At 44.8% G+C, this 26,498-nt stretch carries 29 protein-coding genes; 18 read left to right on the top strand and 11 right to left on the bottom strand.

All coding sequences use genetic code 11. The features are described from left to right. The first annotated feature begins 9 nt into the window (after positions 1-9). From flgC to ACLSSO_RS16150, 15 genes are all read left to right on the top strand, one after another. On the top strand, positions 10-453 hold the full coding sequence (gene flgC / locus ACLSSO_RS16220) for a flagellar basal body rod protein FlgC (RefSeq protein WP_340593079.1): 444 nt from the start codon (positions 10-12) through the stop codon (positions 451-453). Positions 454-559: 106 nt separating this feature from the next. Continuing rightward, positions 560-895, top strand: coding sequence for a flagellar hook-basal body complex protein FliE (fliE, locus tag ACLSSO_RS16215; protein ID WP_295906225.1), 336 nt, complete (start codon positions 560-562; stop codon positions 893-895). 56 nt (positions 896-951) lie between these two features. Continuing rightward, complete coding sequence (gene fliF / locus ACLSSO_RS16210) at positions 952-2,601, top strand: flagellar basal-body MS-ring/collar protein FliF (RefSeq protein WP_295906224.1); 1,650 nt, start codon at positions 952-954, stop codon at positions 2,599-2,601. After that, positions 2,601-3,635, top strand: a complete 1,035-nt coding sequence (gene fliG, locus ACLSSO_RS16205; RefSeq protein ID WP_340593076.1) for a flagellar motor switch protein FliG — start codon at positions 2,601-2,603, stop codon at positions 3,633-3,635. Before fliF ends, fliG begins: the two co-directional genes overlap by 1 nt. Further along, positions 3,622-4,413: a FliH/SctL family protein gene (locus tag ACLSSO_RS16200; protein ID WP_295906149.1), complete on the top strand. Its 792-nt coding sequence runs from the start codon at positions 3,622-3,624 to the stop codon at positions 4,411-4,413. The genes fliG and ACLSSO_RS16200 overlap by 14 nt, the downstream gene beginning before the upstream one ends. Continuing rightward, on the top strand, positions 4,413-5,741 hold the full coding sequence (locus ACLSSO_RS16195; RefSeq protein ID WP_295906147.1) for a FliI/YscN family ATPase: 1,329 nt from the start codon (positions 4,413-4,415) through the stop codon (positions 5,739-5,741). Before ACLSSO_RS16200 ends, ACLSSO_RS16195 begins: the two co-directional genes overlap by 1 nt. A gap of 45 nt (positions 5,742-5,786) precedes the next feature. Next, positions 5,787-6,233: a flagellar export protein FliJ gene (gene fliJ / locus ACLSSO_RS16190; RefSeq protein ID WP_340593073.1), complete on the top strand. Its 447-nt coding sequence runs from the start codon at positions 5,787-5,789 to the stop codon at positions 6,231-6,233. Between the two features lies 1 nt (position 6,234). After that, positions 6,235-7,050 carry a MotE family protein gene (locus ACLSSO_RS16185; RefSeq protein WP_295906143.1) on the top strand — a complete coding sequence of 272 codons (816 nt, stop codon included), beginning with the start codon at positions 6,235-6,237 and terminating at the stop codon, positions 7,048-7,050. A gap of 44 nt (positions 7,051-7,094) precedes the next feature. Beyond that, the gene (locus tag ACLSSO_RS16180; protein WP_413943424.1) at positions 7,095-8,939 is read left to right on the top strand and encodes a flagellar hook-length control protein FliK; all 1,845 of its coding nucleotides are present in this window, start codon (positions 7,095-7,097) and stop codon (positions 8,937-8,939) included. A gap of 17 nt (positions 8,940-8,956) precedes the next feature. Continuing rightward, positions 8,957-9,961 (top strand): flagellar hook assembly protein FlgD, encoded by a 1,005-nt coding sequence (locus tag ACLSSO_RS16175; protein WP_295905899.1) that lies wholly within the window; start codon positions 8,957-8,959, stop codon positions 9,959-9,961. Position 9,962: 1 nt separating this feature from the next. Then, on the top strand, positions 9,963-10,391 hold the full coding sequence (locus ACLSSO_RS16170; RefSeq protein ID WP_295905898.1) for a TIGR02530 family flagellar biosynthesis protein: 429 nt from the start codon (positions 9,963-9,965) through the stop codon (positions 10,389-10,391). 142 nt (positions 10,392-10,533) lie between these two features. Further along, positions 10,534-11,817 carry a flagellar hook protein FlgE gene (locus tag ACLSSO_RS16165; RefSeq protein WP_295905897.1) on the top strand — a complete coding sequence of 428 codons (1,284 nt, stop codon included), beginning with the start codon at positions 10,534-10,536 and terminating at the stop codon, positions 11,815-11,817. Between the two features lie 249 nt (positions 11,818-12,066). Next, positions 12,067-12,741, top strand: a complete 675-nt coding sequence (locus tag ACLSSO_RS16160; protein WP_295905896.1) for a response regulator transcription factor — start codon at positions 12,067-12,069, stop codon at positions 12,739-12,741. Beyond that, entirely contained in the window at positions 12,722-14,134 is a 1,413-nt protein-coding gene (locus ACLSSO_RS16155) for an ATP-binding protein (RefSeq protein WP_413943423.1), read from the top strand. Before ACLSSO_RS16160 ends, ACLSSO_RS16155 begins: the two co-directional genes overlap by 20 nt. Before the next feature lie 397 nt (positions 14,135-14,531). Further along, the gene (locus ACLSSO_RS16150) at positions 14,532-15,122 is read left to right on the top strand and encodes a hypothetical protein (RefSeq protein WP_413943422.1); all 591 of its coding nucleotides are present in this window, start codon (positions 14,532-14,534) and stop codon (positions 15,120-15,122) included. A 96-nt stretch (positions 15,123-15,218) separates the two neighbouring features. Here the strand turns inward: ACLSSO_RS16150 and ACLSSO_RS16145 are convergent, their stop codons facing one another. Beyond that, a complete protein-coding gene (locus ACLSSO_RS16145) occupies positions 15,219-15,401 on the bottom strand; it encodes a hypothetical protein (RefSeq protein ID WP_413943421.1) in 183 nt (60 codons plus the stop codon). Positions 15,402-15,547: 146 nt separating this feature from the next. On the opposite strand from ACLSSO_RS16145, the gene ACLSSO_RS16140 reads away from it, so the two are divergent. After that, positions 15,548-16,225: a response regulator transcription factor gene (locus tag ACLSSO_RS16140; protein WP_413943420.1), complete on the top strand. Its 678-nt coding sequence runs from the start codon at positions 15,548-15,550 to the stop codon at positions 16,223-16,225. Then, entirely contained in the window at positions 16,215-17,576 is a 1,362-nt protein-coding gene (locus ACLSSO_RS16135) for an ATP-binding protein (protein ID WP_413943419.1), read from the top strand. Before ACLSSO_RS16140 ends, ACLSSO_RS16135 begins: the two co-directional genes overlap by 11 nt. A gap of 1 nt (position 17,577) precedes the next feature. Here the strand turns inward: ACLSSO_RS16135 and ACLSSO_RS16130 are convergent, their stop codons facing one another. From ACLSSO_RS16130 to ACLSSO_RS16090, 9 genes are all read right to left on the bottom strand, one after another. Next, positions 17,578-18,291: an ABC transporter ATP-binding protein gene (locus ACLSSO_RS16130; protein ID WP_295906081.1), complete on the bottom strand. Its 714-nt coding sequence runs from the start codon at positions 18,289-18,291 to the stop codon at positions 17,578-17,580. Further along, positions 18,288-19,064, bottom strand: a complete 777-nt coding sequence (locus tag ACLSSO_RS16125; RefSeq protein WP_413943418.1) for an ABC transporter ATP-binding protein — start codon at positions 19,062-19,064, stop codon at positions 18,288-18,290. Before ACLSSO_RS16125 ends, ACLSSO_RS16130 begins: the two co-directional genes overlap by 4 nt. Beyond that, complete coding sequence (locus tag ACLSSO_RS16120; RefSeq protein WP_295905915.1) at positions 19,045-20,016, bottom strand: branched-chain amino acid ABC transporter permease; 972 nt, start codon at positions 20,014-20,016, stop codon at positions 19,045-19,047. The genes ACLSSO_RS16125 and ACLSSO_RS16120 overlap by 20 nt, the downstream gene beginning before the upstream one ends. After that, entirely contained in the window at positions 20,016-20,918 is a 903-nt protein-coding gene (locus tag ACLSSO_RS16115) for a branched-chain amino acid ABC transporter permease (RefSeq protein ID WP_295905916.1), read from the bottom strand. Before ACLSSO_RS16115 ends, ACLSSO_RS16120 begins: the two co-directional genes overlap by 1 nt. 9 nt (positions 20,919-20,927) lie before the next feature. Beyond that, the gene (locus tag ACLSSO_RS16110) at positions 20,928-22,049 is read right to left on the bottom strand and encodes an ABC transporter substrate-binding protein (protein WP_295905917.1); all 1,122 of its coding nucleotides are present in this window, start codon (positions 22,047-22,049) and stop codon (positions 20,928-20,930) included. Between the two features lie 56 nt (positions 22,050-22,105). Then, positions 22,106-23,095 (bottom strand): 6-phosphofructokinase, encoded by a 990-nt coding sequence (gene pfkA / locus ACLSSO_RS16105; protein ID WP_295905918.1) that lies wholly within the window; start codon positions 23,093-23,095, stop codon positions 22,106-22,108. Between the two features lie 116 nt (positions 23,096-23,211). Then, positions 23,212-23,484, bottom strand: a complete 273-nt coding sequence (locus ACLSSO_RS16100; RefSeq protein ID WP_295905919.1) for an HU family DNA-binding protein — start codon at positions 23,482-23,484, stop codon at positions 23,212-23,214. A 159-nt stretch (positions 23,485-23,643) separates the two neighbouring features. Continuing rightward, complete coding sequence (locus ACLSSO_RS16095; protein WP_295905920.1) at positions 23,644-23,871, bottom strand: DNA gyrase inhibitor YacG; 228 nt, start codon at positions 23,869-23,871, stop codon at positions 23,644-23,646. A 45-nt stretch (positions 23,872-23,916) separates the two neighbouring features. After that, entirely contained in the window at positions 23,917-24,639 is a 723-nt protein-coding gene (locus ACLSSO_RS16090) for a hypothetical protein (protein ID WP_295905921.1), read from the bottom strand. Between the two features lie 234 nt (positions 24,640-24,873). Here ACLSSO_RS16090 and ACLSSO_RS16085 point away from each other — a divergent pair, with 234 nt between their 5' ends. Continuing rightward, positions 24,874-25,692 (top strand): hypothetical protein, encoded by an 819-nt coding sequence (locus ACLSSO_RS16085; protein WP_413943417.1) that lies wholly within the window; start codon positions 24,874-24,876, stop codon positions 25,690-25,692. Here the strand turns inward: ACLSSO_RS16085 and ACLSSO_RS16080 are convergent. After that, positions 25,645-26,412: a prolipoprotein diacylglyceryl transferase gene (locus ACLSSO_RS16080; protein WP_413943416.1), complete on the bottom strand. Its 768-nt coding sequence runs from the start codon at positions 26,410-26,412 to the stop codon at positions 25,645-25,647. The genes ACLSSO_RS16085 and ACLSSO_RS16080 overlap by 48 nt on opposite strands. Positions 26,413-26,498 lie beyond the last annotated feature (86 nt).

The following is a 26,498-nucleotide window of genomic DNA, read 5'->3' as shown; positions in this document are numbered from 1 at the left end:
GAGTAATCAATGGCTGATTTCTTAACAGGGATGAGAGTAAGCAGTAGTGGTATGGCGGCGCAAAGAATGCGCATGAATACCATTGCCAGCAACATCGCCAATATCAATACGACCCAGACTCCTGAAGGCGGCCCGTATCGCAGAAAAGACGTGGTCTTTGAAGCGATGCCGGATGCAAAAAACTTTGGTGAGATCATCACGTCAACAGACCCGAAAGGAAACTTTCAACGGGTCCAGGTGACGGATGTTATTTCGGATCGTAAGGCGCCGCTGTTGAAATACGAGCCCGACCATCCTGATGCGAATGCTGACGGATACGTCGCCTATCCTAATATCAACCTTATGGAAGAGATGACCAATATGATACAGGCATCGCGTTCCTATGAGGCGAACGTGACGGCGCTGCAGGCGTCAAAGGATATGGCACTCAGCGCGCTGGAGATAGGAAGGTAGGCTAGCACTCCAGCTTCGCTGGAGTAATTTTCCTAGACCGCGGCAAAATTTTAGGTTTTTTTAGGTTTATTTATATTACAATTTTCATATAGGAGAAGGTGAAGCCATGGAGGGTTTTACTGTATCAAATGCAAACAGGTTTCTCGACACAGGAAGCATTCGTGATTCCAAGTCGTTAAGCATCGAGAGCCCTTCATCAGTTGGTTCGACATCCGATACTGGCAAGAGCTTCGCCGACACCCTAAAAGACGCCGTTGGTAGCGTGAATGAAATGCAGAAGGCTTCAGATAAAGCCATGCAAAATCTCGCGACAGGCAAAACAGACAACGTGGCCGACGTCATGATCGCAGCGGAAAAAGCAGACATCGCTCTCAAAGTGATGGTGCAAGTTCGAAACAAGATCATTGATGCGTACCAAGAAGTCATGAAGATGCAGGTCTGATTCTTTAGTTTTTATTTGAGTTTGGAAGTTTAGGTTAGTTTGGCGGAGGGGTTGTCTTGAATAAAATTTTTGGTGGATTGGTTGTCCAATTTCGCGAGTTCTTTAAAAATTTGGGACCAACCAAAAGACTTTCGGTCGTTGCGGTTACAGTCATTGCTATCGTGGCTTTGCTTACGATGGTTTTCATGGCTTCTGGAAAAGACTACGTTCCTCTTTTCACAAACATCCCTACTGAACAAGTTTCTACAATCGTTGCGAAATTGAACGAAAAAAACATTCCGTTCCAATTGCGCGATGAAGGTAAAACAGTGGCGATTCCCAAAGAACTTTTGCACTCAACACAAATGACGTTGATGTCTGAAATCGGTTCTCCAAAGATGGGATCAATTGGCCTTGAGATCTTCGATAAGCAAGATTTCGGGATGAACTCTTACGCGCAAAAAATCAATTATCAAAGAGCCCTTCAAGGTGAGTTGATGAGAGCCATCAACACTTTGACAGCGGTGAAACAATCCAAAGTCATCTTGGCATTGCCAAATAAGAAGACTTTCCTTGAGGAAAGCGGTTCTGCGACGGCGTCTGTTGTTGTTGAACTTCACCAAGGTAAAGAACTCACTCCAGATCAAGTTCGTGGTATCCGTTACCTTGTTGCCAATGCGGTTGAAGGCATGGATGCAGACAAGGTCACAGTTCTTGATGAGCGCGGTAAAGTTCTGACTCGTCAGGAAAATGGTGCCACCGGTGGATCTAATGAATTGTTGGATCTCAAAGCAAAAATCGAAGGCGATCTTGAAAATCGTATCGAAGACATTCTTTCTAAAGTTGTGGGTCACGCGAAAGTCGTGGCAAAGGTCGATGCGACACTCAATCACCGTATTATTTCTTCTGTTGAAGAATCCGTAGATCCCGATAAAACAGCGATTCGCTCGCAACAATCTGAAGAAGAATCTTTGGATGGCGCCCGCACAAATCCTTCCGGTGTTCCGGGCTCACGTTCGAATCTTCCTGGCGCTGAAGATCAAGGAACAGTGGGTTTCAAACAAGACGTTAAAAAAGAAATCAAAACAACAAACTATGAAGTTCCAAAAACTGTGCGCAACATCCGTGAAGCCGCAGGAAATTTGGAGCGCGTGAGTGTCGCGGTTGTGGTTGACGGAATGGCTGTCACAACAACAAAACCAGACGGCACAACGGAAACAAAATACCAACCTCGTACAGCAGAAGAGCTTAAAAAGTACGAAGACTTGGTGAAAAACGCGATTGGTTTCAACTCCGCTCGCGGTGACAGTGTAAGAATTGAAAACATGCAATTCCAACCTGAAGACTTCTCTGAAGCTGACAAGATTCTTACGACTCTTGAGCGCAAGAAGTTGATCCATGCGTTGTTCAAATGGGCATTGCTTGGATTTAGCTTGGCGTTGTTCTTCTTCATCGTGGTTCGTCCTTTCATGCAATGGATTACGGACAGCTTCCAGGACTCCGTGGAAGAAATGCTTCCTCGTACTATTGAGGAACTCGAAGAACTTCAATCTGTGGATAACACTCTTCCTGGTATGTCGACAGCTCTTCCTGTGTTGCAGGAATCTATCGATCCGGAAAAGGCAGAGAGCGAACTTCTCAAGGACCGCATTATGGCGGCCATGTCTCGCGACGAAGAGAAAGCAGCCAATGCTTTTGGTATGTGGCTTGTTAGGAAGGATAGCTAATGAAACTCCATAAGGCTGATAATATCGAGTATGAAAATCTCAAAGGTTTTGATAAGGCCGCAATCCTTATCAACTACTTGGGCCGTGATGCGGTGAAAGTCCTTCTTCGCCGTATGGACGACGCTGACATTCGTAAGCTCATCAACCAAATGAGCAAACTGCGCGTCGTTCCTGTGCACGTGACAAAACGTGTGCTTGAAGAGTTCTATGAAATGGTTTCTGAAACGGAAGATTATATCTTCTCTGAAAATATCTCTGCCAAAGACACAATCGTCGATGCTCTGGGTGAAGAAAGAGCCCGCGGTATTCTCGGGGGTTTGAATATCACTTCCGGTGGTTCACGCTCGTTGGAATCTTTGGAGATGGTCGATGCGAAATCTTTGGCGACATTCTTGGTGAATGAACATCCGCAAACAGTCGCGGTGATCTTAGCGCACTTAGAGCCAGAGAAAAAAGGCGAGGTTCTAAAACGTCTTCCGGAAGCGCTTCAAGCCGAAGTGGTTCTGCGTATGGCTAACTTAGAACACGTCGATCCGGAGTTAATCGCGGAAATCGACCGCGTCTTGAAAAATCAATTATCGAATACTGCCACTGTTGAACAGGCCGCTTTGGGTGGAGTTCAGCCGGTTGCCGAAATGCTCAACGTTATGGACAAGAACACGGAAACAGCGATCATGTCGCGCCTGGAAGAGAAAGATCCTCTCTTGGCCGAAGAGATTCGCAAACTTATGTTCGTTTTCGACGATATCGTCAAAATCGACGACCGTGGTATCCAGGCACTTCTCAAAGAAGTACCAAACGACAAACTTCTTTTGGCTCTCAAAACAGCCAGCGAAGATATTCGCAACAAGATTCTCAAAAATATCTCAGCTCGTGCGGCAGAGATGTTACGCGAAGACTTGTCGAACATGGGACCTTCTCGTTTGTCAGACGTAGAATCGGCGCAACAAGAGATCGTCAACGTTGCAAGACGTTTGGAAGCCGAAGGAAAGATCTTGATTGCAAGAGGTGGTTCGGAAGATGCAATGGTCTAATTCTAGCAGAGCAGCTAAGTCTGTCCTTCCTAAGGAAGTGGCAGAAAAGACAGTCTTGGATTTCGTGCCCGTTCGTTTTGACCTGGGTACACCCGAGCAGGCTTTGAATTATCTTGCTGAAAAAAGCAAAGGCTCTGACTTCCGTATGAACGACGCGGTTCGCGTGCAAACGGGAATTGATGAAGTCGAAAAAGTCAGCGAAGAGGAAAAAGTCGAAGCCGCCGCTTTGGAGAAGCTCAAAGAGATTCAAGAAGGCGCTTACAAAGAAGCTTACAATCTGGGTTTGGAAGAAGGCCGTAAAGAGGCTTTTGAAGCGGTTTCTACGGAAATCGCCGAGCGTATGCAAACCTTGGACACTCTTTTAAATACAATCAAGGACATGAAAACTGAAATGGCTTCTTTCAACGAAGCGCATTTGGTTCAGTTGGCTTTCCGTATGGCCTCTCGTTTAGCGAAAGCGGAGCTGGAAGGTAATAACGAAGCGATGATACAAATTCTTCGTGATGCCGTGAGCCTTTCGCAAGACGAAGAGAATATTACGGTGCACGTTTCCCAATCTCAGTTTGAGTTCCTTGAGGAACTAAAAAAAGAAACAGGACGTGAATTTGAATTCGTAAAACGCATCCGTTTTGAACCGAATCAGGAAATTTCAGACGGTGGTTGTATCGTTGAAACGAATTACGGTGAAGTCGATGCGCGTATTGAACAACGTATCGAACAGCTTTGGACCACTCTTGCTGAAAATATGCCCAAAGTAAAAAACAGGATTGCTGGTTAATGAACGAGCTTGAACTGAATCTGGATAAATACGCCAACGTTATTGACTCCATTCACTTAACTCGCGATAGCGGGAAGGTGACAGAAGTCAATGGCATGCTTATCAAAGGCTATCTTCCAGGGGCCAGTGTCGGTAGCATCGTGAAAATCAATCCGAGCGGCATGGAAAAGTCTTTTCTTGCTGAAGTCGTCGGTTTTAAAGACAAACATGTATTGATGATGGCTCTGAATGACATGAGAGGCGTGGCTTTGGGTTCCAAAATCACTCTGGCTCGTCAAATCGCCACGGTCCGTGCCGGAGATGAACTCTTAGGCCGTGTGGTGGATGGTTTGGGCCGTCCTTTGGATGACAAAGGTGAAGTTGAACATTTCCGCGAAGTTCCTCTTTATAGTGAAGTTCGCAATCCTCTGGCAAGACGACCTATTCGCGAACCTATTGATTTAGGTATCAGAGCTATCAATGGCGCATTAACCGCAGGTCTTGGCCAGCGTGTCGCAATTATGGCGGGTTCTGGAGTTGGTAAATCCGTTTTATTAGGGATGATGGCGAGAAATACCAATGCTGACGTCAACGTGATTGCGATGATCGGTGAACGTGGCCGTGAGGTCCGTGAATTTATCGAGCATGATTTGGGTCCGGAAGGGATGGCAAGATCTGTTGTCGTCTGCGTAACGAGTGATCAAAGTCCTTTGCTTCGTATGCGTGGTGCTTACGTTGCCACAGCCTTGGCAGAGTATTTCTGCTCTCAAGGTAAAAACGTTCTTTTGATGATGGACTCTGTAACACGTTTTGCAATGGCGCAAAGGGAGATCGGTCTTAGCACCGGTGAACCTCCTTCACAAAAAGGTTACACGCCAAGTGTATTTGCGACGTTGCCAAAATTGTTGGAACGCGCCGGATCTTTTGAAGGCGAAGGCAGTATCACAGGATTCTACACAACTCTCGTTGAAGGTGATGATATGAACGATCCTATCGGGGACTCTGTTCGTTCCATCGTCGACGGACACATTGTTCTGAGTCGTTCTTTGGCACAAAAGGGACATTTCCCTGCGATTGATATCATGCAAAGTGCAAGTCGTGTGATGCGGGCTGTGACATCTTCTGAACACGCAAAACTGGCGCAAAAACTGCGCGAGACTTTGGCTGTTTATAAAGATGCAGAAGATTTGATTAACATTGGTGCGTATAAACCGGGATCAAATCCAAAAATCGATAAAGCGGTAAAAGTGATTGATCAGGTCAACGACTTCCTCAAACAAAGAGTCGAAGATCCTACGACATTTACGCAGACCGTTCGCTATATGCAGCAAATCCTGGTTAATGCTTAGCGCGGAGCGCACAGTGTGCAGGGCCCGGAACTGGAGTAGTCCTTAATGAAATTCAAATTCCCTCTCCAAAAAGTTCTTGAGCACCGTAAAATCAAAGAAAACTTAGCTCAAAAAGATTTTCAAGAAGCCATGATGCTTCTTAATGAAGAAATGGCTCGCCTTAATCACATGGAAGGGCAAAAAACCAATGCCCACGCGCAGGCAGGTGCTTTCGCCAGTCAGGGGGGAGCCCAAGGTCCAGCTCTTTCGCAGATCCATGAGTTCCTAAAAGGCCAGGAAATCCGCATCCACAGGCAAAAGCAAAAACTTCAAGAAATCGAGAAATTGGTCGAGTCCAAGAGAGAAATTTTGCGACAATGCGCGCTCGAATATAAAATTATGGAGAAGATGCGAGAAAACAAGTTTGAGGAATACAAACAGGATCGACTCGCTCAGGACCAAAAAGAGATGGATGAACAAAGCATCCTGCGCTTTAAAGCCGTGAAGGAATAAGATGAAAAGCGGATATGATCAATTTTTTCAGAATGCACGCAAGGTCGCCGATCAACAAGGCGGCGTGAAGTTTAAGAAAAATCCTTCAGCAACGCGTTTGCATCTTGATCTTGCCTCTGAAGACGTTGAACAACAAATCCGCCGCCGCATGAAAATGAGCGCTCCTAAAAAAAGAAAAAAAGCTTCTGTGCCGTGGAAAATGGTGGGCGTTTCTTTTATGGGACTTCTTGTTGCGGTGTGGGGATTTCAGAATCACGACGAAGTAGAAAATCTTATTAAGCGTGTAGAAATTCAAATGACAGGTGAAGCTGTTGCGCAAAATCCGGAAAAGCCAGCACCGGCTCCTGCAGCACAAGAGCAAGTCAATGCAGAAGCCGCGGCGGAAGCTCCAGCGACAATGAGTTCTGCAGAAATTGATCACCTTAAAAAACTCAACGAAAGAAAAAAAGAACTCGATGCGCGTGAAGAAGAACTCAATCGCATGGAGAGTGAACTGCAAGTTCAAAAAGTGGATCTTGAAAAACGTTTGAAAGAGCTTGAAGAAATGAGAACGAAAATTTCTTCGATGCTCGAAGATCGCGTCAAGGCTGATGACCAGAAAGTCGATACCTTGGTACAGATGTACTCGAATATGAAGCCACCACAAGCGGCTAAAGTCTTTGAGACGATGGACGAGGATTTGGCAGTTGAAATACTTGGTCGTATGAAAAAGAAGAATGCTGCTGATATTATGAATTTATTAAAGCCAGAAAAGGCTCAGGTGTTATCTGAGATGTTTGCTGGCTATAAGCGACGTTCGCCCGCTTCTACAAAGTAATTGGCGAATAAGAAATAAAACTTTTTCCAAGGAAGGAGGAAGGTTTGTTACAAAGTATAGTCGGCCCTCCCATGGTGGGTGCGACCGATTTGAAATCGCCGCCGGATAAAACGGTGGATAAGGATTTCAAAGGTTCCGGCTCCGAATCTTCATTCGGAAAGGCTCTCGAAGACAAAATAACTTCGAAGAACCCGAAAGAAGTGAAAGATTCACCGCAACGCGAGATGAAGCCCAAAGATCAAGATGATCCAAAGCCTCAGCAAGCAGAAGCGAAGAAGACGGAAGAGGTCAGCAAACCCGACGGGAAGATTAGTAAAAAGGCGACGGTTCGACAGAAGGCAATTCAGGAATTCATGGACTCTTTCGAGAGTGAATTCGAAATATCCCCCACACGACTTGTGGAGGCGATGGCCCAGCTGGACGACAAACAACTCGCCCAATCTCCCGAAACAACAGCGAATGCTGTTATTGAGCAATTAGGTTTGAGTGATGAAGACGCAGACAAAGCGCAAGCGATGTATGTGGCTTTGCTAACTCAATTGAACCAAATGCCACAACAGCAACAACCAAAACCTGCGTCAGAAATGACTGTGGGTGCGGGTATGTCTCAACAACATATGCAAGCGCGTATTGCGGCGGCTCAAGGCAAACAAGATGCCATGGGTGCTTCTGTCGATCGCTTGAATAAAAGTTTTTGGATGAGACAAGAACCGCAGATGGCTCCCACTGGTGGAATGCCTTCGTTGGATGCGTCGTTAGCACAAAGAATGATGATGGATGATTCTTCTTCGATGGCAGACATCGCTCAAGATGAAATGCCAATGGAAGTTCCTGAAACGGAAATGCCACAAACTCCTCCGGCAGCGGCGCAAGGACCGAAGCTTGAAGAGTTGCCTCCGCATTTGCAAGGGCAAATGAAAGAGGCGATGTCTCCGGCATTGCTCGCCGCTTTAGCAGCAAAACAAGCGGCTCAAGCAAAGCAAGCGCAAGAGGCAGGCAGTGAAGAGACTCCAGAACTGATGGATGAATTCCAACAGGCAGCGCAAGCTCCGAAATTGGAAAGAGCCCCGATCGCAATGCAAGGACAAATTCCGAATGTCCAAAACAAAGCGAGCCAAGAGTTCTTCCAAAATCAATCGCAAGGTCAATCTTTCATGCAGCAAAACTCGCAAGAGTCTGCGGCAAAATTGATGACGGGCGGTAAGGAAGCAGCGACGAAGCTTGTGGAAAAAGCCGCAGACTTCAAAAGCAGTCTGACAGGGCTTGAGGGCATTCACGGAGCACCTATCAAAGGTGAAACTCTGGGATTGAACGCGGCAGCTCCTATGGCGGCAGCGGCTCCGACAGCTCCGGCAAATCCTGCAGAAAACGAAGCGGCCGTGAAACAACTCATGAATCAAGCGCAATACCTGATTAAAAAAGGTGGCGGTGAGATGAAAGTTCAAATGACCCCTGAGGGCATGGGAACGATTCACCTCAAAGTGATGCTTCAAGACGGCAAAGTGAACTTGCAGATGTCGGCGGATACTCAGGAAGCGAAGAAGACGATTGAGTCTAGTCTAGCTGAACTGAAAACCAGTCTTGCTGCTCACAAGCTCTCGATGGAAAATGTGAAGGTGGATGTTGTGAACTCAGCATCTGCGGATACGGCGACACAAAACCAAACCAATATGAATGGCCAAAACCAGAGGGATCAAACTCGTCAATTCTGGAACCAGTTTAATGAAAACTTCGGTTCACAAGGACGTAAAGAATCTTTCTTGGAAATGCCAAACTTAAAAGGTTATGGAAATCGTGGTCGCGATCCTTTGCAACCCATCGAAACATCGAGCACAGCACGTGCACGCAATGTTGAAGGCAAGGGGAGCGGATTAAATTTAGTTGCTTAACTTAGAAGGAGTAAAGCATGACAGTCATGAGTACCAAACTAGGAGTGAATGCATTCGGGGCGACAACGACGAAACCTGAGAATGCAGGCGCATCCAATATCAGTGCTCAAGATAAAGAAAAAGTCGGCGGTGAAAACGTCGGCGACGTCTTAAATAAAATTGTCGATCCAAACTGGACAGATCCATCAAAAAAAGTTCGCACGGTGGGAAATCCAAATTTGGATAAAGATGCTTTCTTTAAGCTGATGCTTGCGCAAATGAAAAACCAAGATCCAACGAATCCATTGAAGAGCCATGAGATGGCAGCCCAGCTTGCGAACTTCTCATCACTCGAGCAAATGCAGAACATGAACAAGACATTGGAAGAAATGAAGAACGGACAAAAACCTTCTGAAAATTTCCAAGCGTTGAACTTGATCGGTAAAGCCGTTGCGGGTGATTCTTCAAAAGTGGTGCGTGGACCGACGGATAAAGATCACGATTTCAAATTCAACTTGCCGATGGAAGCAAGTGAAGTGACGGTGAAAGTTCGTGACTCAGAGGGAACTGTTGTTCGCACTTACAATCTGAAAGGTCTCAAGAAGGGTGAAAACAAACTCACTTGGAACGGTGAAGATGACAGAGCGATGAAAGCAGCTCCTGGTGAATATCAATTCATGGCAGAAGCAAAAGGCGCAGACGGAAAGAAGATTGCGTTGAAGACGGACTTCGATGGAATCATCACGGGCGTGAGTTACTCGAGTGAAGGCCCTGTTCTTCACGTTGGAAATCAGGCGATTCGCTTCTCTGACGTGAAAAAGATTACGGACCCTCGTCTTATGAACAACGACCAGAAAGTAAATGATGTTACAAACCTAGACTTGAAAAAGGATGATGCTAAAGGACAAACTGTAAAAGAGGGGAATGTAGAGCAACAAAAGGCTTCACCATCTCCGGCTCCTGCGGCAAAATCTAATATCCTCAACACAGTGGGTTTATCCCGCGACATGATGGAGAAGATCGCTAAGGAGACGGCGAAATAAAATGGTGGACTTAAAAAAGATACAAACTCTAGATCAACTCGTTCCGCAGCAACCAGCGAAGGTGAAACAACCGGATCTGGGCACGGGACCCTCCTTCAAGGAGACTCTGAGTAATGTCGGAGGCATGAAGCCTCAGAACATGATTCAGGGAAATCCGGGCCTCGCCAAGGCCGCTGAAGGAGTGAAGTTTTCGAATCACGCGATTGAGCGGATGAAGACTCGGGGAATAAGTTATTCACCTGAGGATATCACGAAGCTGCAAGACGCGATTTCGAGAGCGGCGGCGAAAGGTTCGAAGGATTCATTAGTGTTAATGAATGACTCCGCACTGATCGTCAGCGTGAAGAACAACACAGTTGTGACTGTGATGGACAAGAATGCATTGAAAGAAAATGTGTTCACGAACATCGACTCAACGGTAGTTATCTAAACGCAAAGAAAAGTTAGCAGAGTGGATGGGCTTAGTTAACTTTGGTTAGAAAAATTAAATAAAAGAATTAGGGCTGGTCCTCGTAGAGGAGGCCCTCCAAACGGCGGATTCCGATTGAAGACGCCAACGACATGGAGGTCACATGGGTATTCTTTCATCTCTTTACACAGGTGTGTCTGGTATGACTGCTCAAGGCGAAGCTTTGGGTGTTATCGGTGACAACATCGCCAACGCGAACACTGTCGGTTTCAAAGCGAGCCGTGCAGAATTCCAAGATATCATTTCTAAAAACTTAAAAGGTATTCTTGGTGGTAACCAAATCGGTCGCGGTGTGAAGATCGGTGCAGTAAATCCTATCTTGACTCAAGGTAATATCGACGCCACAGAAAAAGTAACTGACTTGGCGATCTCTGGTGACGGTTACTTCAAAGTAAAAGGTTCTGATGGCGAGTCTTACACTCGTGACGGTTCTTTCCACTTTGACCGTGAAGGTTACCTAGTAACTAACGACAATCAAAAAGTTCAAGGTTTCTCAACAGACGAGAAGGGCAATATCGTTAACAAAATGACGGATATTAAATTCCCTCGCGCCTTGATCCCAGCGAAAGCGACTAAAGAATTGAAATTGGATCTGAACTTAGACTCGCGCATGGAAGCGACTAAGAAATTCGATATCAAAGATCCATATTCGACTTCTCACTACTCTACAGGTGTTGAGATGTACGACTCTCAAGGTAACAAACACTTGGTAAGCTTCTTCTTCAATAAAGTGGCTGACCGTGAGTGGGAATTCAAAGGCCTTGTTGACGGTAAAGAGATCACTGGCGGTGACGAAGGCATGATGTCTCAAGTGTGTGCCGGTAAGTTGACATTCACAGTGGATGGTAAACTTGACAGCCAAGAGACAACAGAGTCGAGCTTCAACTTCAAGGGCGGTGCTCTTCAAGGACAAGAAGTTAAATTGAACTTCGGTGATGCGATTAAAGACGGTGGTAAAGGTTTGGACGGTACGAAACAGTACGGTAAAAACTCAGACCTTATCTCTTGGCATCAAGACGGTGCGGCAGCCGGTACGATCACTGGTTTGTCGTTCAATGACGAAGGTATTTTGACGGCGGTTTACTCGAACGGACAAGCTTCTGACTTGGCTCAGATCGCTCTTGCGAAGTTCGAAAACCCAGAAGCTCTTTTCAAAGTTGGTAACAACCGTTTGAAAGAATCTAGAGATTCTGGAACTGCTTCTTTGGGTGGACCGGGCGCTGCTGGTCGCGGTAAGTTGTTCGCGAAATCTCTTGAGAGATCTACAGTAGACTTAGCGACAGAATTCGTAAACATGATCCAAAACCAACGTGGTTTCCAAGCCAACGCGAAGACAATCACGACAACGGATGAACTTTTGAACGAGGTTATCCAACTTAAGAGATAATCCTAGCTAACTAGACCTATAAAGACCATGTCACAGGCTCCCTGACCAGGAGCCTGTTTTTTTATTTTTTGCAACTGTGTTTCAGAGCGAAACAGGTTTCAATTCTGCAATGCCCAAGAGGGAGTCGATTAAAACTGTGTAATAATGGCCTGTTTAGGCCCATTTATGAAATTTGCACCTTTTGTTTAGAAACAAATCTGATATATCCTAGCCTCACAAATAACATGAACGTAACAAAGGTGACTCTAAATGAGATGCTTGGTAGTTGAAGACGATAACGAAATTGCAACAATCGTTAAACAAGGCCTCGGCGAACTAGAAGGTGAAGTCGAAGTTGAATCAAACGGTCGTCGCGCGTACGAGCGTGCATTAACTAACCATTACGATATCATCGTTTTGGATTTGATGCTTCCAGAGATGGACGGTTACACGTTTGCAAAGTCTCTTCGCGAAAAAGAAGTTAACACTCCGATTCTTATCCTCAGCGCACTTCGTGAACTTGATGACCGATTGAAAGGTCTAAGCATGGGTGGAGATGATTATCTCACAAAACCTTTTGCGATGGCTGAACTTCAAATTCGCGTGAAGAATCTTTTGAAGCGCGCGCAAAAGGCGTCAGAAGTTACTTCATTGGTTTTCCAAGACTTGAAGTTGAACCGTTTGAATCGTGAAGTGGTTCGTGCGGGTCGCAAGTTGGATCTTCAAGAAAGAGAATTTGTTTTGTTGGATTTATTCATGAGCAATCCGAATAAGATCATCGGCAAACAAACTATTCTTAAAGAAGTTTGGAATTATGATTTCGATCCTCAAACAAACGTGGTAGACGTATTAGTATGTCGTCTGCGCAACAAGTTAGAGAAAGATTTCCCTACACGACTTATCTATACAGTCAGAGGTGTAGGATATGTTCTTAAGTCGTCTTAAACCGACGCTTTTCCGAATCAGCACTAAATTGACCTTAGCGTACTCTTTAGTGCTGATCCTCAGCTCAACAGTTATCTTCAGTTTTCTTTATTTTCAAATAAGTCACGCTCTACAAAATCAGGAGCGTGTTGTTCTTGAAGCCAAAGTCGAAGAGTACCGCAATCGCATTGAGATCCGAGGTCTGCAAGACTTTCAGGATTATTTTGCTTATATTCCGAACTACGATCGTGATGCTGCTCTATTAGTTTCGGTGATTTCACCGCGTGGTGAAGTTTTATTCTTTCATGAACCATTTCCTAATTTCAAAGTTGATACGGAGTCGCTCCGTATTGAAGTGTTGGGGCAAAGAGCTCACAGCTTTGATTTCTCAATGCCGGAACTTCATGGCAGTGACGCCGTTATTTTCATCGGGCGTATTCTGAAAGACGGCAATCGTGTCGTCGTCGCAAAAAGTACTGAGGGTTTGAACCTCCAGTTAAGAAATTTACAAAAAATATTCTGGTGGCTCCTCTTGCCGGTAGCCTTGATTGGATTCTTGGGAGGATTGTTCCTTTCCAACAAAACTCTCAGTCCTGTGCGTGAGCTGATCACCTCGATGAAGAAAATCGAAAGCGGTTCTCTTTCAACACGTGTTCCTGTCGGTGGCAGTGACGATGAACTCGAAGAACTTAAAGTTCTTTGCAACAAGATGCTCGATAAAATCGAGGGACTTGTTGGCGGACTTAAAGAAGCCTTCGATCACTTGGCTCATGATATTCGTACGCCGGTTACGAGACTTCGCGGACGTGCCGAGTTGGCTTTAACAAGTGAAGGGGATGTTGAGTCTTACAGAGAAGCTTTGCAAAGTTGCTATGAAAACTCCGACAAGATTCTGAACTTCCTGCAAGTCTTAACAGATATCACCGAAGCGGAAAATCGCAGTAAAAAGTTGAAACTTGAAAAAAAATATATTTCTGAAATCGTTAAAGAGATCATGAGTCTTTATGAAATGGCTTTTGAAGAAAAAGATATTAAGGTCATCCAAAAACTTGATAGTCATGATTGGGCTCTTGTCGATGCCAGACTTATCAGTCGTGTGATTGCGAATCTTTTGGATAACGCGCATAAGTACACGCCGTCAGGCGGAGAAGTGACCATTGAGACGATCAATCAAACAGAGAATGTGATTGTGCGTGTGACCGATTCGGGGCCGGGGATTTCGCCGGATGAGCATGCCATGATTTGGCAGAAACTTTATCGCAGTGATAAGAGTCGTTCTGAATATGGCATGGGGTTGGGCCTTACTTTTGTGAAAGCTGTGGTTGAAGCCCATGATGGGAAGGTCTCTGTACGAAGTCCTGTTAAAGATGGGCATGGGACTGAGTTTGAAGTCCTCTTGCAGAAGATGTCTTAGGTTTCAATCGATAGTATCGGTGCGGTTTTGTTGGCGGAGGGAGTGTGGCAGTTCCGCTCCGCCAGACACGGCATCCTGCCTCGCCGCGCTTTGGTACGACTTCGTGTCGGCGCGGAGGTCTGACTGCGCAGAACTGCCACACTCCCTCCGCCAACAAAACCCACGACGCTCGTTGCACCTTTCATATTTTGTCAGTTGGTTTAAAAGTTAGGCGAATGATTTTCTTTGTGCGTTTTCTGGATGAATTTTTAATGTGCGCCAGTGTCTTTATAAATGAGTCTTCTCAATGATTACCAAAGTGCGTTTGGTAATTTCAGAAAGTCCTTCAAGATCCCATTCTGGGAATGATATCTGCACCCTTTGTTTTGATTGATGAAATTAACAAAGGAACTTTTTTATGAAATTCAAAGCTGTGGCTCTTCTGGGGCTTTTGATGTTGTCGTTTTCTGCTACTTCCGCGTTGGCTCAGGCTAAAGATAAATCTTGTATGGAGCCTTGTGCTTCTAAGAGTGATTTTCCTTATTACTCTTATACTACGACGGGTTTGGATTATGGGTATGATCTTCGTATCAATAAACGCGCTTTGCGTGGGGATGTTGATGTGAAGTTGTCACTTATTGAAAATGGCGTGGAGATTCCCATGATTCAAGGAGCGATGATTGATCTTTCTTCTCGCGAGTCTTTGATTTTTATCCGTATTCTTAATTCTAAGTATGATGTTCATTATTCTCGGAATCCCAATGTGAACACGAAGCTTGAGCTTAAGTTCTCTTTAGTGAGTGGTGGGCGCGTGGTTGGCGCTAAGGTGATTCCGTTTACTACGGAGTCGATTCAGGATCAGTTTTTTGTGGATGATGTGCGTGAGTTCACTCTTGAAGGTGAAGAGTCTTCCGCTCGTATCGAGACAGAGTTGATTGCCGCCGGGGGAATGAAGTGCCGTTGGAAGATTCTTCCTCCGGGCGTTATGTATTGTGATGACGGGCGGTAAATAAAAAAAAGCTCCAAGTCTAAGATACTTGGAGCTTTAAAATCCTCGAGCTGGCAAAGAATGTCGAGTCTTGAAACCAGAGACGAAGTCTAGAAACTATTTTGCTGCTTTAGCTTCTTTGATTTTTTCTTTTACGCATTTTTTAACGTCTGCTTTAGAAGCGCCTGGATTTTCTTCTCTGCACATTTTTTGGAATTTTTTTGCTTCTGATTTGCCTGCCGCCATAGAAACTTGACCAGTAACCATCAAAGCAACAACAAGAATAGCTGATAAACGCATATTTACTCCTTTAAAAGTTTATTCGTGTTTCTAAGGATACTTTTATGGCTGACACCAGCAACTTTCGGAGTTAAAAATTCTTTTAACTTCAAAAGATTCCAAGATTGAGATTTATTTTTTCAAAAAGAGATGCCATCTTTAGCGCAATGAAGCTGCTAATAATCGATGACGAGCCTGAAATCCTAAAAAAGATCTCCATCTTAGCGGAGTCTAATGGGCACAGTGTCAAATCTGCGACCTCTGTCGAGTCTTTGCAGCACATTCTCAAAGCGAAAAGCTTTTATCCTCACGTGATCATTTTGGACCGTATTCTCAACGGAGTTGACTCCATCAGTTTGATTCCAAATCTCAAAACGGCCTTTGCGGATTCCCGTTTGCTGATTGTGTCTGCGATTGATACTGCGTCTGAAAAAGCTCTGGCGTTGGATGCAGGGGCAGACGATTACCTGGCTAAACCTTTTTCTGCGGTGGAGTTGCTCGCGCGTATCAACGCACTCACGCGTCGAAAAAGTCTTTACGATGAACGCGCAACTCTGCAGGTGGGAAATCTCATCCTTAATAAGGAAGAACGCTTGGCTAAAGTTCAAAGCACGTCTTTGGCTTTGTCTCAAAAAGAGTTTCAACTTCTTTATATGTTCAGTTCCAATCCTGGAAAAATTTTTCCCAGAGAAATTCTTTTAGAGGAAATCTGGCAGTCTTCCAGCGAAATTGAATCTAAGGTTGTTGAGGCGACCATCAACAATCTTCGTCGCAAATTAGAAGCAAGTTCTGCATCCGTTGCCATTAAAAACATGCGCAATGTGGGGTACTGGCTTGAGACGTAAGTTCTTCTTTATCTCTTTGCTGGTTCTTATTGCGACAACGGTTTCCGTTGCGGGCATTCTCCTAACTTATTTTCGAACGGAACGTCTGTCGTTTCTTGACGACCAAATTCGTCAAACGGCGACGTCCATTATTGAATCCAAACTTTCCGAACTTAAAACTTACGATGACGAAGAGGCCGACCAAATCATCTCAGAGGAGCTGGGTCCAGATCGTTTAGGAAAATTCTTTATTGTCCGTACGCGGGAAGGGGAGATCCTCTTTACCACGCAAAACGTGGATCTTCTTGAAATGGAAATTCCGCAAGATCCGAAATGGATTACGCTCACGACACCCAAGCATTTCGTGCGAGTTTTGAATTTAAAACTTCCGCGGTTTCCTACGCGCACTTTGCAAGTCGGCGTGATTGTGGACGCCAGTTTTATTTCTCTGACTTATGTTAACAACAGAACCATGTGGGCGATTTCTGGAATATTAGTTGTTATTCTTATTTTGACGTGGTTCTTGTCAGCCTACCTTTTTTCGCCGATCAAAACTTTGGCTCAATATTTAAACCAAGTGACGAAATCCCTCGAAGCCAACGCGGAACTTCCACAGCTTCCAGCCGCTTTATCGCGTTATGCAAAGGATGCCCCCTTTCAACGGCAGGATGAATTCCGCAATTTGATTCAGGTTCTCAATGGCATGGTTGAAAAAATCAATGTCAGTCGAAAATTCATGAAGTCTTGGACCTTCCAGATGGCTCACGAACTGAAAACGCCACTGACAATTGTAAACCGCGACTTTGAAGTGATTTCAGAGAAATACAAAGTTGATGCAACTTCGGTGCAGGAAGTCCAATCCAACATCGATAAAATTTCTCAGACGGTCTCAAGCTTTCTGGATTGGGCGGAACTTACAACCCAAAAGATTCCCGGAAACCTTTATGTCGTGAATATCGAAGGCTTTCTGGTTCCCGTTCTTGTAAACTTAAAAAAAATCTATGGTGACCGTATTCAGATCACTCAAGCTACGGACTTTCAGGTTCTTTGCAATCCACTTCACTTGGAGCAATTGCTGAACAACGTTCTTAGCAATGCCTTGAAGTATTCCAAAGACAAAGTGGAAATCTCTTTCCATGAAGGATCGTTCCAAGTCCGAGACCTTGGGGAGGGCATTCCTGCCGAAGTTTTATCGCGCATCGGTTCGCCTTTTAATAAAAGTGCGAATGTCGTGCGCACTCAAAAAGGTATTGGTTTGGGACTAGCGTGGGTGAAAACGATTTGTGACTTGTATCGCTGGCAGTATGAATTTGTTCTAGATAAGGGAACGACTTTCAAAGTGTCATTCCCTCCTGTTATTTCCGGTTCTTAGATTAAACGCCTAAGTAAGACTTACGAACTTCGTCGTTGTTTAAAAGATTCTGAGCTGAATCTTGCATGACGATACGTCCTGTCTCCAAAACATACGCACGGTGAGAAATCTTTAAAGCCATACGCGCATTTTGTTCAACCAAAAGAACGGTCATGCCTTCTTTGTTCAGCTTTTTCACGATTTCAAAAATCTGCGCCACAATTAATGGCGCCAATCCCAAAGACGGTTCATCTAAAAGCAACATCTTCGGTTTGCACATCAAAGCACGGCTGATGGCCAGCATCTGTTGTTCACCACCAGAAAGAGTTCCCGCCATTTGCGACATCCGCTCTTTTAAGCGAGGGAAAAGCTCAAAACACATCTCAAGATCTTTTTTGATATTAGTTTTGTCCGAGCGGGAATAAGCCCCCATTTCAAGGTTCTCATAAACACTCATTTGCGGGAAAACGCCACGGCCCTCTGGAGACTGCGCAAGACCCAATCCAACACGTTTAAACGTCGGCACTACATTCAGATTTTGTCCGTTAAAAGAAATCTGTCCTGAGTTAGGAACCAGACCTGAGATCGCACGCAAAGTCGTCGTTTTGCCAGCGCCATTCGCACCGATCAACGAAACCACTTCGCCTTCATCCACAGAAAAGCTGATTCCTTTTAAAGCTTGAATCGAGCCATAAAAAACTTCGAGATTTTCAACAATCAATAATGGAGAACTCATTCTTTCTCCTCGACGCCCAGATAGGCTTCAATTACTTTTTGGGAGCTTTGCACTTTCTGCGGAGTTCCTTCTTCGATTTTCACTCCGTGATCAAGAACAATGATATTTTCACAAATACCCATGACGAGTTTCATATCGTGCTCAATCAACAAAACAGTCAGTTTGAACTGCTCACGAATCTTTGCAATCGTTTCCATCAAGTGATGAGTTTCAGAGTGATTCATTCCCGCAGCCGGTTCATCAAGCAAGATAATTTTTGGATCGGTGGCCAACGCTCGCACGATTTCCAATTTTCTTTGCTCACCATAAGGCAAGGCACTCGCAGGTTTATGAGCCTTTTCATCCAGGTGAAAGATCTTAAGAAGACTCATAGCTTTGTCTTGTAAATCACTTTCAGCTTTTCTAAAACGAGGGGTTTGCAAAAGCGTATCAAAAAGACCGTAGTGCATATGCTGATGACCTGCGACCAAGACATTGTCTAAAACAGTGAGGCCTTTAAAAAGACGAATGTTCTGAAACGTACGAGTCACACCACGGTGGGAAATTTCATAAGGCTTAAGTCCTTTTAAAGATTTCCTCTCTAAAGCCACTTCACCGTGAGTTGGTGAATATACGCCCGTAAGCATATTAAACACCGTTGTTTTTCCCGCACCATTGGGACCGATGAGTCCGGCAAGCTGACCTTTTTTAATTTGGAATTCCAAAGAGTCGACGGCTTTAAGACCGCCGAACTGCATGGTGATCTTGCGAGCTTCAAGCAGAACGTCGGACATATTTTCTCCAAACATCAGTGATCTCAAGATCACCGAAAAGGCCCTTAGGACGTAAAATCATCACAAGAACTAAAGACAAAGAATAAATCACCATACGCAGATCCACGCCTGTGATCTCTTGCAAAGGACGTAAAGCTTCCGGCAAGACCGTGATAAAGACCGCAGCTACCACGGAGCCCGTCATTGAACCCATGCCACCCAGTACGACCATGATTACGGCATTCACGCTTTGCAGAAACGTGAAAGAGGAAGGACTGATGAAGTTTGTAAAATGAGAGAATAAAGAACCCGCAACACCTGCAAAGAAACTGGAAAGAACAAACGCGCGCACTTTCATACGAGTGGTATTAATACCCATGGCCTCCGCCGCGATTTCATCTTCGCGAACACTTAAAAATCCGCGGCCATAAGTGGAATGCATCACACGCCAAATAGTGAAGAAACAAATCACAAGCCACAAAGAAGCAAAAATGAATGAAAACAAGAAAGAACTAAATCCAGGAATATTCGAGTAACCGCGAGGGCCGCCTAAGAAATCCATATTTAACAACGCCACACGAATGATCTCGCCAAAGCCCAAAGTCACAATCGCTAAGTAATCACCTTTAAGACGAAGAGAAGGAAGGCCCACCAGGAATCCGGCACCTGCCGCGACAAGTCCCGCACAACCTGCCCAAATAAAAAACTCAACGGCTTGCAGAGACGGAGGCAAAAGATCCCAGTGTGTGTTTGCGTAAGCAGAGAAGTAAGCGCCGATCGCCATAAATCCCGCGTGTCCTAAAGAGAACTGTCCCGTGTATCCGTTAACAAGATTCAAACTCATTGAAAGAAGACAGTTCACCAAAGCAAAAAGCAAAATCAATTGGAAGTAAGCATTGACGCTGAAATCAAAGACCAGACCCAGAAGGGATAAGGCCGCAATAGCAATCAGTGGAGACTTAATAAACTTCATTAGACTTTCTCCACTGTGTATTTACCAAGAAGGCCTGCAGGTTTAAAGATCAAGATCACAATCAAAATACCGAACGCCAAAGCATCGCGGTACGTACTGGAAAGATAAGCAACGACCATCTCTTCGGAAAGTCCCATGATCAGTGCTCCTAAAACCGCACCGCCGACATTGCCGATTCCACCAAGAACGGCTGCGACGAACGCTTTAAGACCAATCATCATTCCCATCAAAGGATCAATTTTGGGATACTTCATTCCGACAAGAACACTGCCGACGCCGGCCAAAGAAGAACCAACGATAAATGTAAATGCAATAATGCGATCTGGATTCACGCCTAAAAGACTTGCGACAGAGGCATTCGCGCTCACTGCACGCATCGCGCGACCCAATTTGGTTTTAAAAATAAGAAACTGAAGTCCCAGCATCGCAAGAACACTCACGATCAGAACCGTGACATCAAAAGATTTTAATTCCACATCACCAATGTTGAACAAAACCATGTCCTTCATCACTTCAGGAAAAACTTTAGGATCAGCGCCGAAAACAACTTGTCCCGCATATTCCAGGAAAAGGCTCACGCCGATAGCCGTGATAAGAACGTTTAATTTAGGTGCATTACGAAGAGGGCGATAAGCCAAGCGTTCAATAGCCAGTCCCAAGAGACTGCAACAAACCATCGAGACAACAAGAAGAGTGATTAGAGTCGCGATGCCAGGACTTGCATCAATTCCAAAGAAGCGGGCGACATAGTAGGCGGCAAAGGCGCCCACCATGTAAACATCGGAGTGGGCGAAGTTGATCATTTTCAGGATTCCATACACCATCGTGTATCCAAGGGCGATCAGTGCGTAAATAGATCCAAGACTGATACCGTTGATAATGTGTTGAATGAAATCCTGCATGCACCATCCTTATGGAGTGATCGTCGTGATGTACTTGCGGTTGCTACCGTCCACTTGAATGATCACGGCACTTTTCACGGCGTCGCGATTCTCATTCAAAGTGATTTTTCCAGTCACTCCGCCGAAATCTTTCGTCTTAGCTAGTTCATCACGAATGGCTTTGCCTGACAAGTCAGGAGCGCGCTCCATAGCTGCAACCAAGATTTTTGCGGCATCATAAGCCAAGGCGGCCAAAGCGTCAGGAGTCTCGTTGTACTTTGCTTTAAATTTCTTAATAAACTCAGTCACCGCCGGGTCTGAAGATTCCGTCGTGTAGTGATTTGAGTAGTAATTGCCGTTGATGGCCTCTTTACCGATCTCAGAAAGTTTATCGCTATCCCAACCGTCTCCGCCCATGAGCGGCACTTTTATACCTAATTGGCGCGCTTGTTGAGCAATCAATCCGACTTCCGTGTAATAACCGGGGACATAGATGCCCTCAGGGTTTTTAGAGCGGATTTGTGTTAATTGCGCTTTGAAATCGATATCGCCCGCTTGATAACTTAGATCCGCCACGATTTCACCACCACGTTTTTTAAACTCAGCAGCAAACACGTCGGCAAGGCCCACGCTGTAGTCATTTTTCACGTCGCGAAGGATCGCCGCTTTTTTCATTTTCAAATTTTCCGTCGCGAATTTCGCCATTACATAACCTTGGAATGGATCGATAAAGCAGACGCGGAAAACATAATCACCCACTTTAGTCACATCCGGATTTGTCGATGCCGGAGAGACAAAAGGAACTTTGTGAGTTTGTGCAATCGGAGCAGCCGCTTTAGAACGGCCACTAGCAACACCGCCGATAATCGCAACGACTTTGTTTTGCGTGATCAGGCGAGTTGTCGCTGCTGCTGCTTCTTCGTTTTTCCCTTGGTCATCTAGAGTAACAAGGCTGATTTTTTTGCCTTTCACTCCGCCAGCGGCATTGATCTCATCTAGGGCCAAGCGGACACCTTTATTTGAACTCAATCCGAAAGTAGCATCACTTCCAGTCAAAGAATCATATTCACCGATAACGATTTCGTTTTCTTTTTTTGTACATCCGGAAAGCAATGGCAAGACAAGAACCAAAGCTAAAAGTAGGCGTTTCATAGAACCTCATTTCTGCAAACTTGAATGGAATATGCTTTAGAATTCAAGATGAAGTCTTAAGTGGCAAGAATATTCGCCAAAGAAATCAAATCCAATTGGGATTTCTTCTCGTGCTTCGTGACTAAATCCAGAGGCACTTGGATCAGGCGTTCGCCTTCAGTACCGATCATCACGTCACAATAACCTTTAAGAAGAGCATCGACAGCCGCAGCACCCATGCGGCTCGCTAAAATACGATCCGCCGCTGTCGGAGAACCTCCGCGCTGTTGATGTCCCAAGATGCAAACTTTAGCGTCCATACCGGATTTTTTGCGAATGGCATCAGCAAGATCATACGCGCGGCCAGGCTTTTGTCCTTCAGCGGTCACAAGAATACTGCTGGTTTTCCCTCTAGAAATACCGTCTTTGATATGATCAAGAGCCTTTTCCACAGTCGTATTGCCATCTGGAGTAAAAATTTCTTCAGCGCCACCAGCAAGACCCACGTGAGAAGCAATGAATCCCGAGTTTCTTCCCATCACTTCAACGATAAAAAGACGATCATGCGAAGCAGCCGTATCACGAATTCTATCAATGGCTTCAAGAGCGGTATTTACTGCTGTGTCGAAACCGATCGTTTTATCACTGCCATAAATATCGTTATCAATCGTGCCGGGAACTCCCACCACAGGAATTTGATGTTCTTCCCACAATGCATGAGCACCTCTAAAGGAACCATCACCACCGATACACACCAAAGCATCAATTTCGGCATCTTTCAGATGCTGTGCTGCTTTGGCGCGGCCTTCCGTTTTCATAAAATCCGTCGAGCGGCCCGTTTTCAGAATTGTTCCCCCGCGCTGAATGATGTTCGCCATATCACGAAGTTGCAAAGGCTGAATTTTGTTTTCAATCATTCCGACGTAACCATTAAGCACGCCGTAAACTTCTAAATTTTGTGCAATTCCGACACGAACCACAGCACGAATAGCTGCATTCATTCCAGGTGCATCGCCACCGCTAGTATAGACACCGATTCTTTTAATTTTTTTCGTAAACTGAGCCATAACAAAAGGCTACTACCAGGAAAGGTAAAAAGGAAGGACAAGAAGGTCTTGCGCTTACAAATAAAAAAGGCGCTCCATGCGGAACGCCTTTTAGGTTTTTTAATCGTAAAAAACGATTACTTAACCATTGATTTGAATTCTGCGCCAGCGCGGAATTTTGGAGCCCAAGCAGCTGGGATTTTGATCGCTTTACCAGTTTGTGGATTGCGACCAGTGCGAGCTTTACGCTTAGCTTTTGTGAATGTACCGAAACCAACAAGTTTAACATCGTCGCCTTTTTTAACAGACTTTTTGATGTTTTCTACTGCGCAATCAAGGATTGCTTCAGCTTGAGCTTTAGAAACTTTTGTTTCAGCTGCGATTTTTTCGATGAGTTGTGCTTTGTTCATGTGAACTCCTCTTTCAGACACTTTTGTGTGTCTTCTCGTTGTAATTAAAATCTTGATGATAACTCTTCGTCATCCAATGACATGCCAATCAAAATTCAAAAACTAAATTTCGTCAATAGCAAAATGTGAAAACGTCTCTGAGTGCGCTTTTCAAAGGAACTAATGTTCGTTCTCCGATGAATCATCATAGTCATCGTCAGAAGAACTTAAAGAATCACTTGAAGAGCCCGAGGTGGGAATACGGTAAGACTCGCTGGCCCACTCACCCAAATCGATGAGTCGACATCTCTCAGAACAGAAAGGTCGGAAAGGATTTTCTACTGTGTACAAAGTCAAACGCCCACACTGTGGGCATTTGACCTGTCGAGCTTTTTGAGGTTCGGTCATACTTGAATTTTTACTAACTCTTGCACCGAGTGCAAGACGCGGAGCTTAGCGACGTTTGAATTTTCCAGTCGCAATCTTTGTCGCCACGTTGTTATACGGGAAATAAAGATCGTATGTGAAATAACCGTCTTTCAAAGTTCCTTTAAGAACTTGGATTTGGATCAATTTCAATCCGCCACCATTCCAGTAAGAACCTTGGGCTCTGATTTCGAAACCCTGACTGTTGTTAATTAAACTGAACGTATTGTTTTGGTTCAAGTAAAGCGGATTGAAAGCCATACCGCCACCGTTGATACCAACACTCAATGTATATTGATACCAGTTGGGAGCAGGGTAAGCTGTGAAAGAAACAGCGGGTTTCAATGAAGAATCAATACTGAATTCGATCTGGAAAGATCCTGAAACCCAGTTGTTGCAATCAGCAAGGCCGGCTTCCCAACCCCAAATATTTCTATCACAAACCGCCATCGCTTGTTTCAAGAACTCTTTAAAAGCTCCTGTATTTACGATTTGCATGTCGCCATTTTGCGTGCTGACGCCATAATAGCTATTAAAGAAATATCTGTTGTAGTCGTAGTAGCGAACAACGCCGTTATTAGGAATAACGCCTGTGCCGTTAACACAAACAGTTCCGCTTTGCACCTGACCCGGTGGGCAAGTGATAACTGGAGGAGTGACGATAGTTTGACCGTCACCACTGTCTTTCGCGCAACTGACCATCAACAAGGCGGAATAAATCGCCAGAAATGATGCCATTAGCTTCTTCATATCAACCTCTCTCGTCTCGATAAACTTCTTCAGTTAATCTGCAATACATGAGTCATGCCATCGCCGAGTGTTCCCAAGAATTCGCTAAAGATGAGCTGACGGAATAACGACTGTCTAAACTATGGAAAGAGGGGACATTTTGCGTCAGTCTCAAAATGAGACGTGGGCTCTCATTCTTAAATTTCTTTCACGAGGTATTAATATCGAGCGAAGTGTGATAACTTGCCGCTCGCTATGTCTTTAAAAAAAGTTCTTCCATATATTCTAGCTACTCTGCTTCTCGGGTTCCTGATGGGAATGGTGCAATCACCGAAGGTTTTGCTGAAAGGTAAAACGGGGAGCCAGGTCAATGCGCAAGAAAGTATTGAAGGATATTTTTATCTTCCTGTGGGCTCTAGCAATGTCTCTTCTATTTCTCAACAAGACTATGTCAGCGTGCTCGGTCGATTCATCGCTCACAACTATAACAGAGTTGTCACTGAAACGGGTTTGCCTTTGTATGTCGCTATAGAGTGGGAAAATCCCTACTTTGGTGCTTTTGCAAAAAAGAATTCAGATGCGATGCAGATCTCTTTGTGGGGAGGAATGGCGCGAGCACCGGGAGCAACTCCGGGAGCTTTGGCAGCAATTCTTTGTCATGAGCTAGGACACATTTTGGGAGGTGAACCTCGCCAAACAATTCAGGGAGTCGAGTGGTCTTCAAGCGAAGGACAGTCTGATTTTTTCGCGGCATCTCAGTGTCTACCGTCTTTTTTGAACAAATATCCGGAACTAATTTCTAGTATTGATTCGGAAGTCGCTTCTATCTGCAAAGAAAATATCACTTGCGCAAGAACTCTGCAGGCAGGCTTAGAAATGTCGCGTTTTCTGCAAAAATATTCTTATCGTGAATACGTTCCAGTCAGTTTGAGTGTTGCAGAAAAAGAAGCGACAGAACTTCTTCGCAATAGATATCCGTCAGATCAATGCCGGTTAGATACTTTTAAAAGCGGAGCCTTTTGCCAATTAGGAAGCTCCTGCAGAGCTCCGGGCTGTTGGTTTCCTAAAGAGTAAATAAAATCCCAGCAAGATAAGACAGATGCTGATCCAGCTTGAAATGGAAAGACCTAAAGTCGGTCCACGAAAATCATCGCGGAAGTTTTCCATCAAAAGTCTTCCCGCCGCATGAAGAATCATCCATAAAAAGAAAACGCTTCCATCTTTTTGCAAAACGGCAGGTTTGCGTTTTGCACGAGGAACTTTTTCTATTCCAAGCAAAATAAATAAAACGCCTAGCTCCCAAAGAACAGCATAAGCTTGCGTCGGATGTCTGCCGTCAATGGCCCACGGTAGGTCGCAATATCTCCCGTAACAACAGCCCGCAAGCAGACAAGCAGATCTTCCGGCAGCATATGAAAAAGAAAGGACCGGAGCAAAAAGATCCAAATAGGCATCTACCGATTTTCCAACTTTGGAGCACAAGTACATCAAAGCAAAGACACCGGCCAAAACCGCGCCGCCATAGAATACAAATCCGCCGTTCCAAAAATGCAGAATGCGCCAAAGATCTTGGCGATAGTATTCAAAGTCTTCATAAAACACATGAAAGAGTCGACCACCGATAAATCCCGTCACCATAACGATAAGACTTAGGTCTAGGGCTACTTTGGTAGAAAGTTGAAAGCGTTTTGCTCTGCGGACAAGCCAGATAAGTCCCAAAGAAATCGTCACACTTAAAACTAAATAGTAAGTGGGAATTTCTAAAAACGGAGAAACATGGATAACCGGGTACAAAGAACCTCCATACCGACGATAGACTTAATTTTCTTTTATTCCCCAAAATATTCAAGACGATTCTGGTCAAGGCCTTATAACTAATT

The sequence above is a fragment of the Bdellovibrio sp. HCB-162 genome, assembly GCF_047344985.1.
Classification (GTDB): Bacteria; Bdellovibrionota; Bdellovibrionia; order Bdellovibrionales; family Bdellovibrionaceae; genus Bdellovibrio.
Note: the sequence above shows the minus strand (reverse complement) of the source record. Positions and strands in the feature narration are given on the sequence as shown.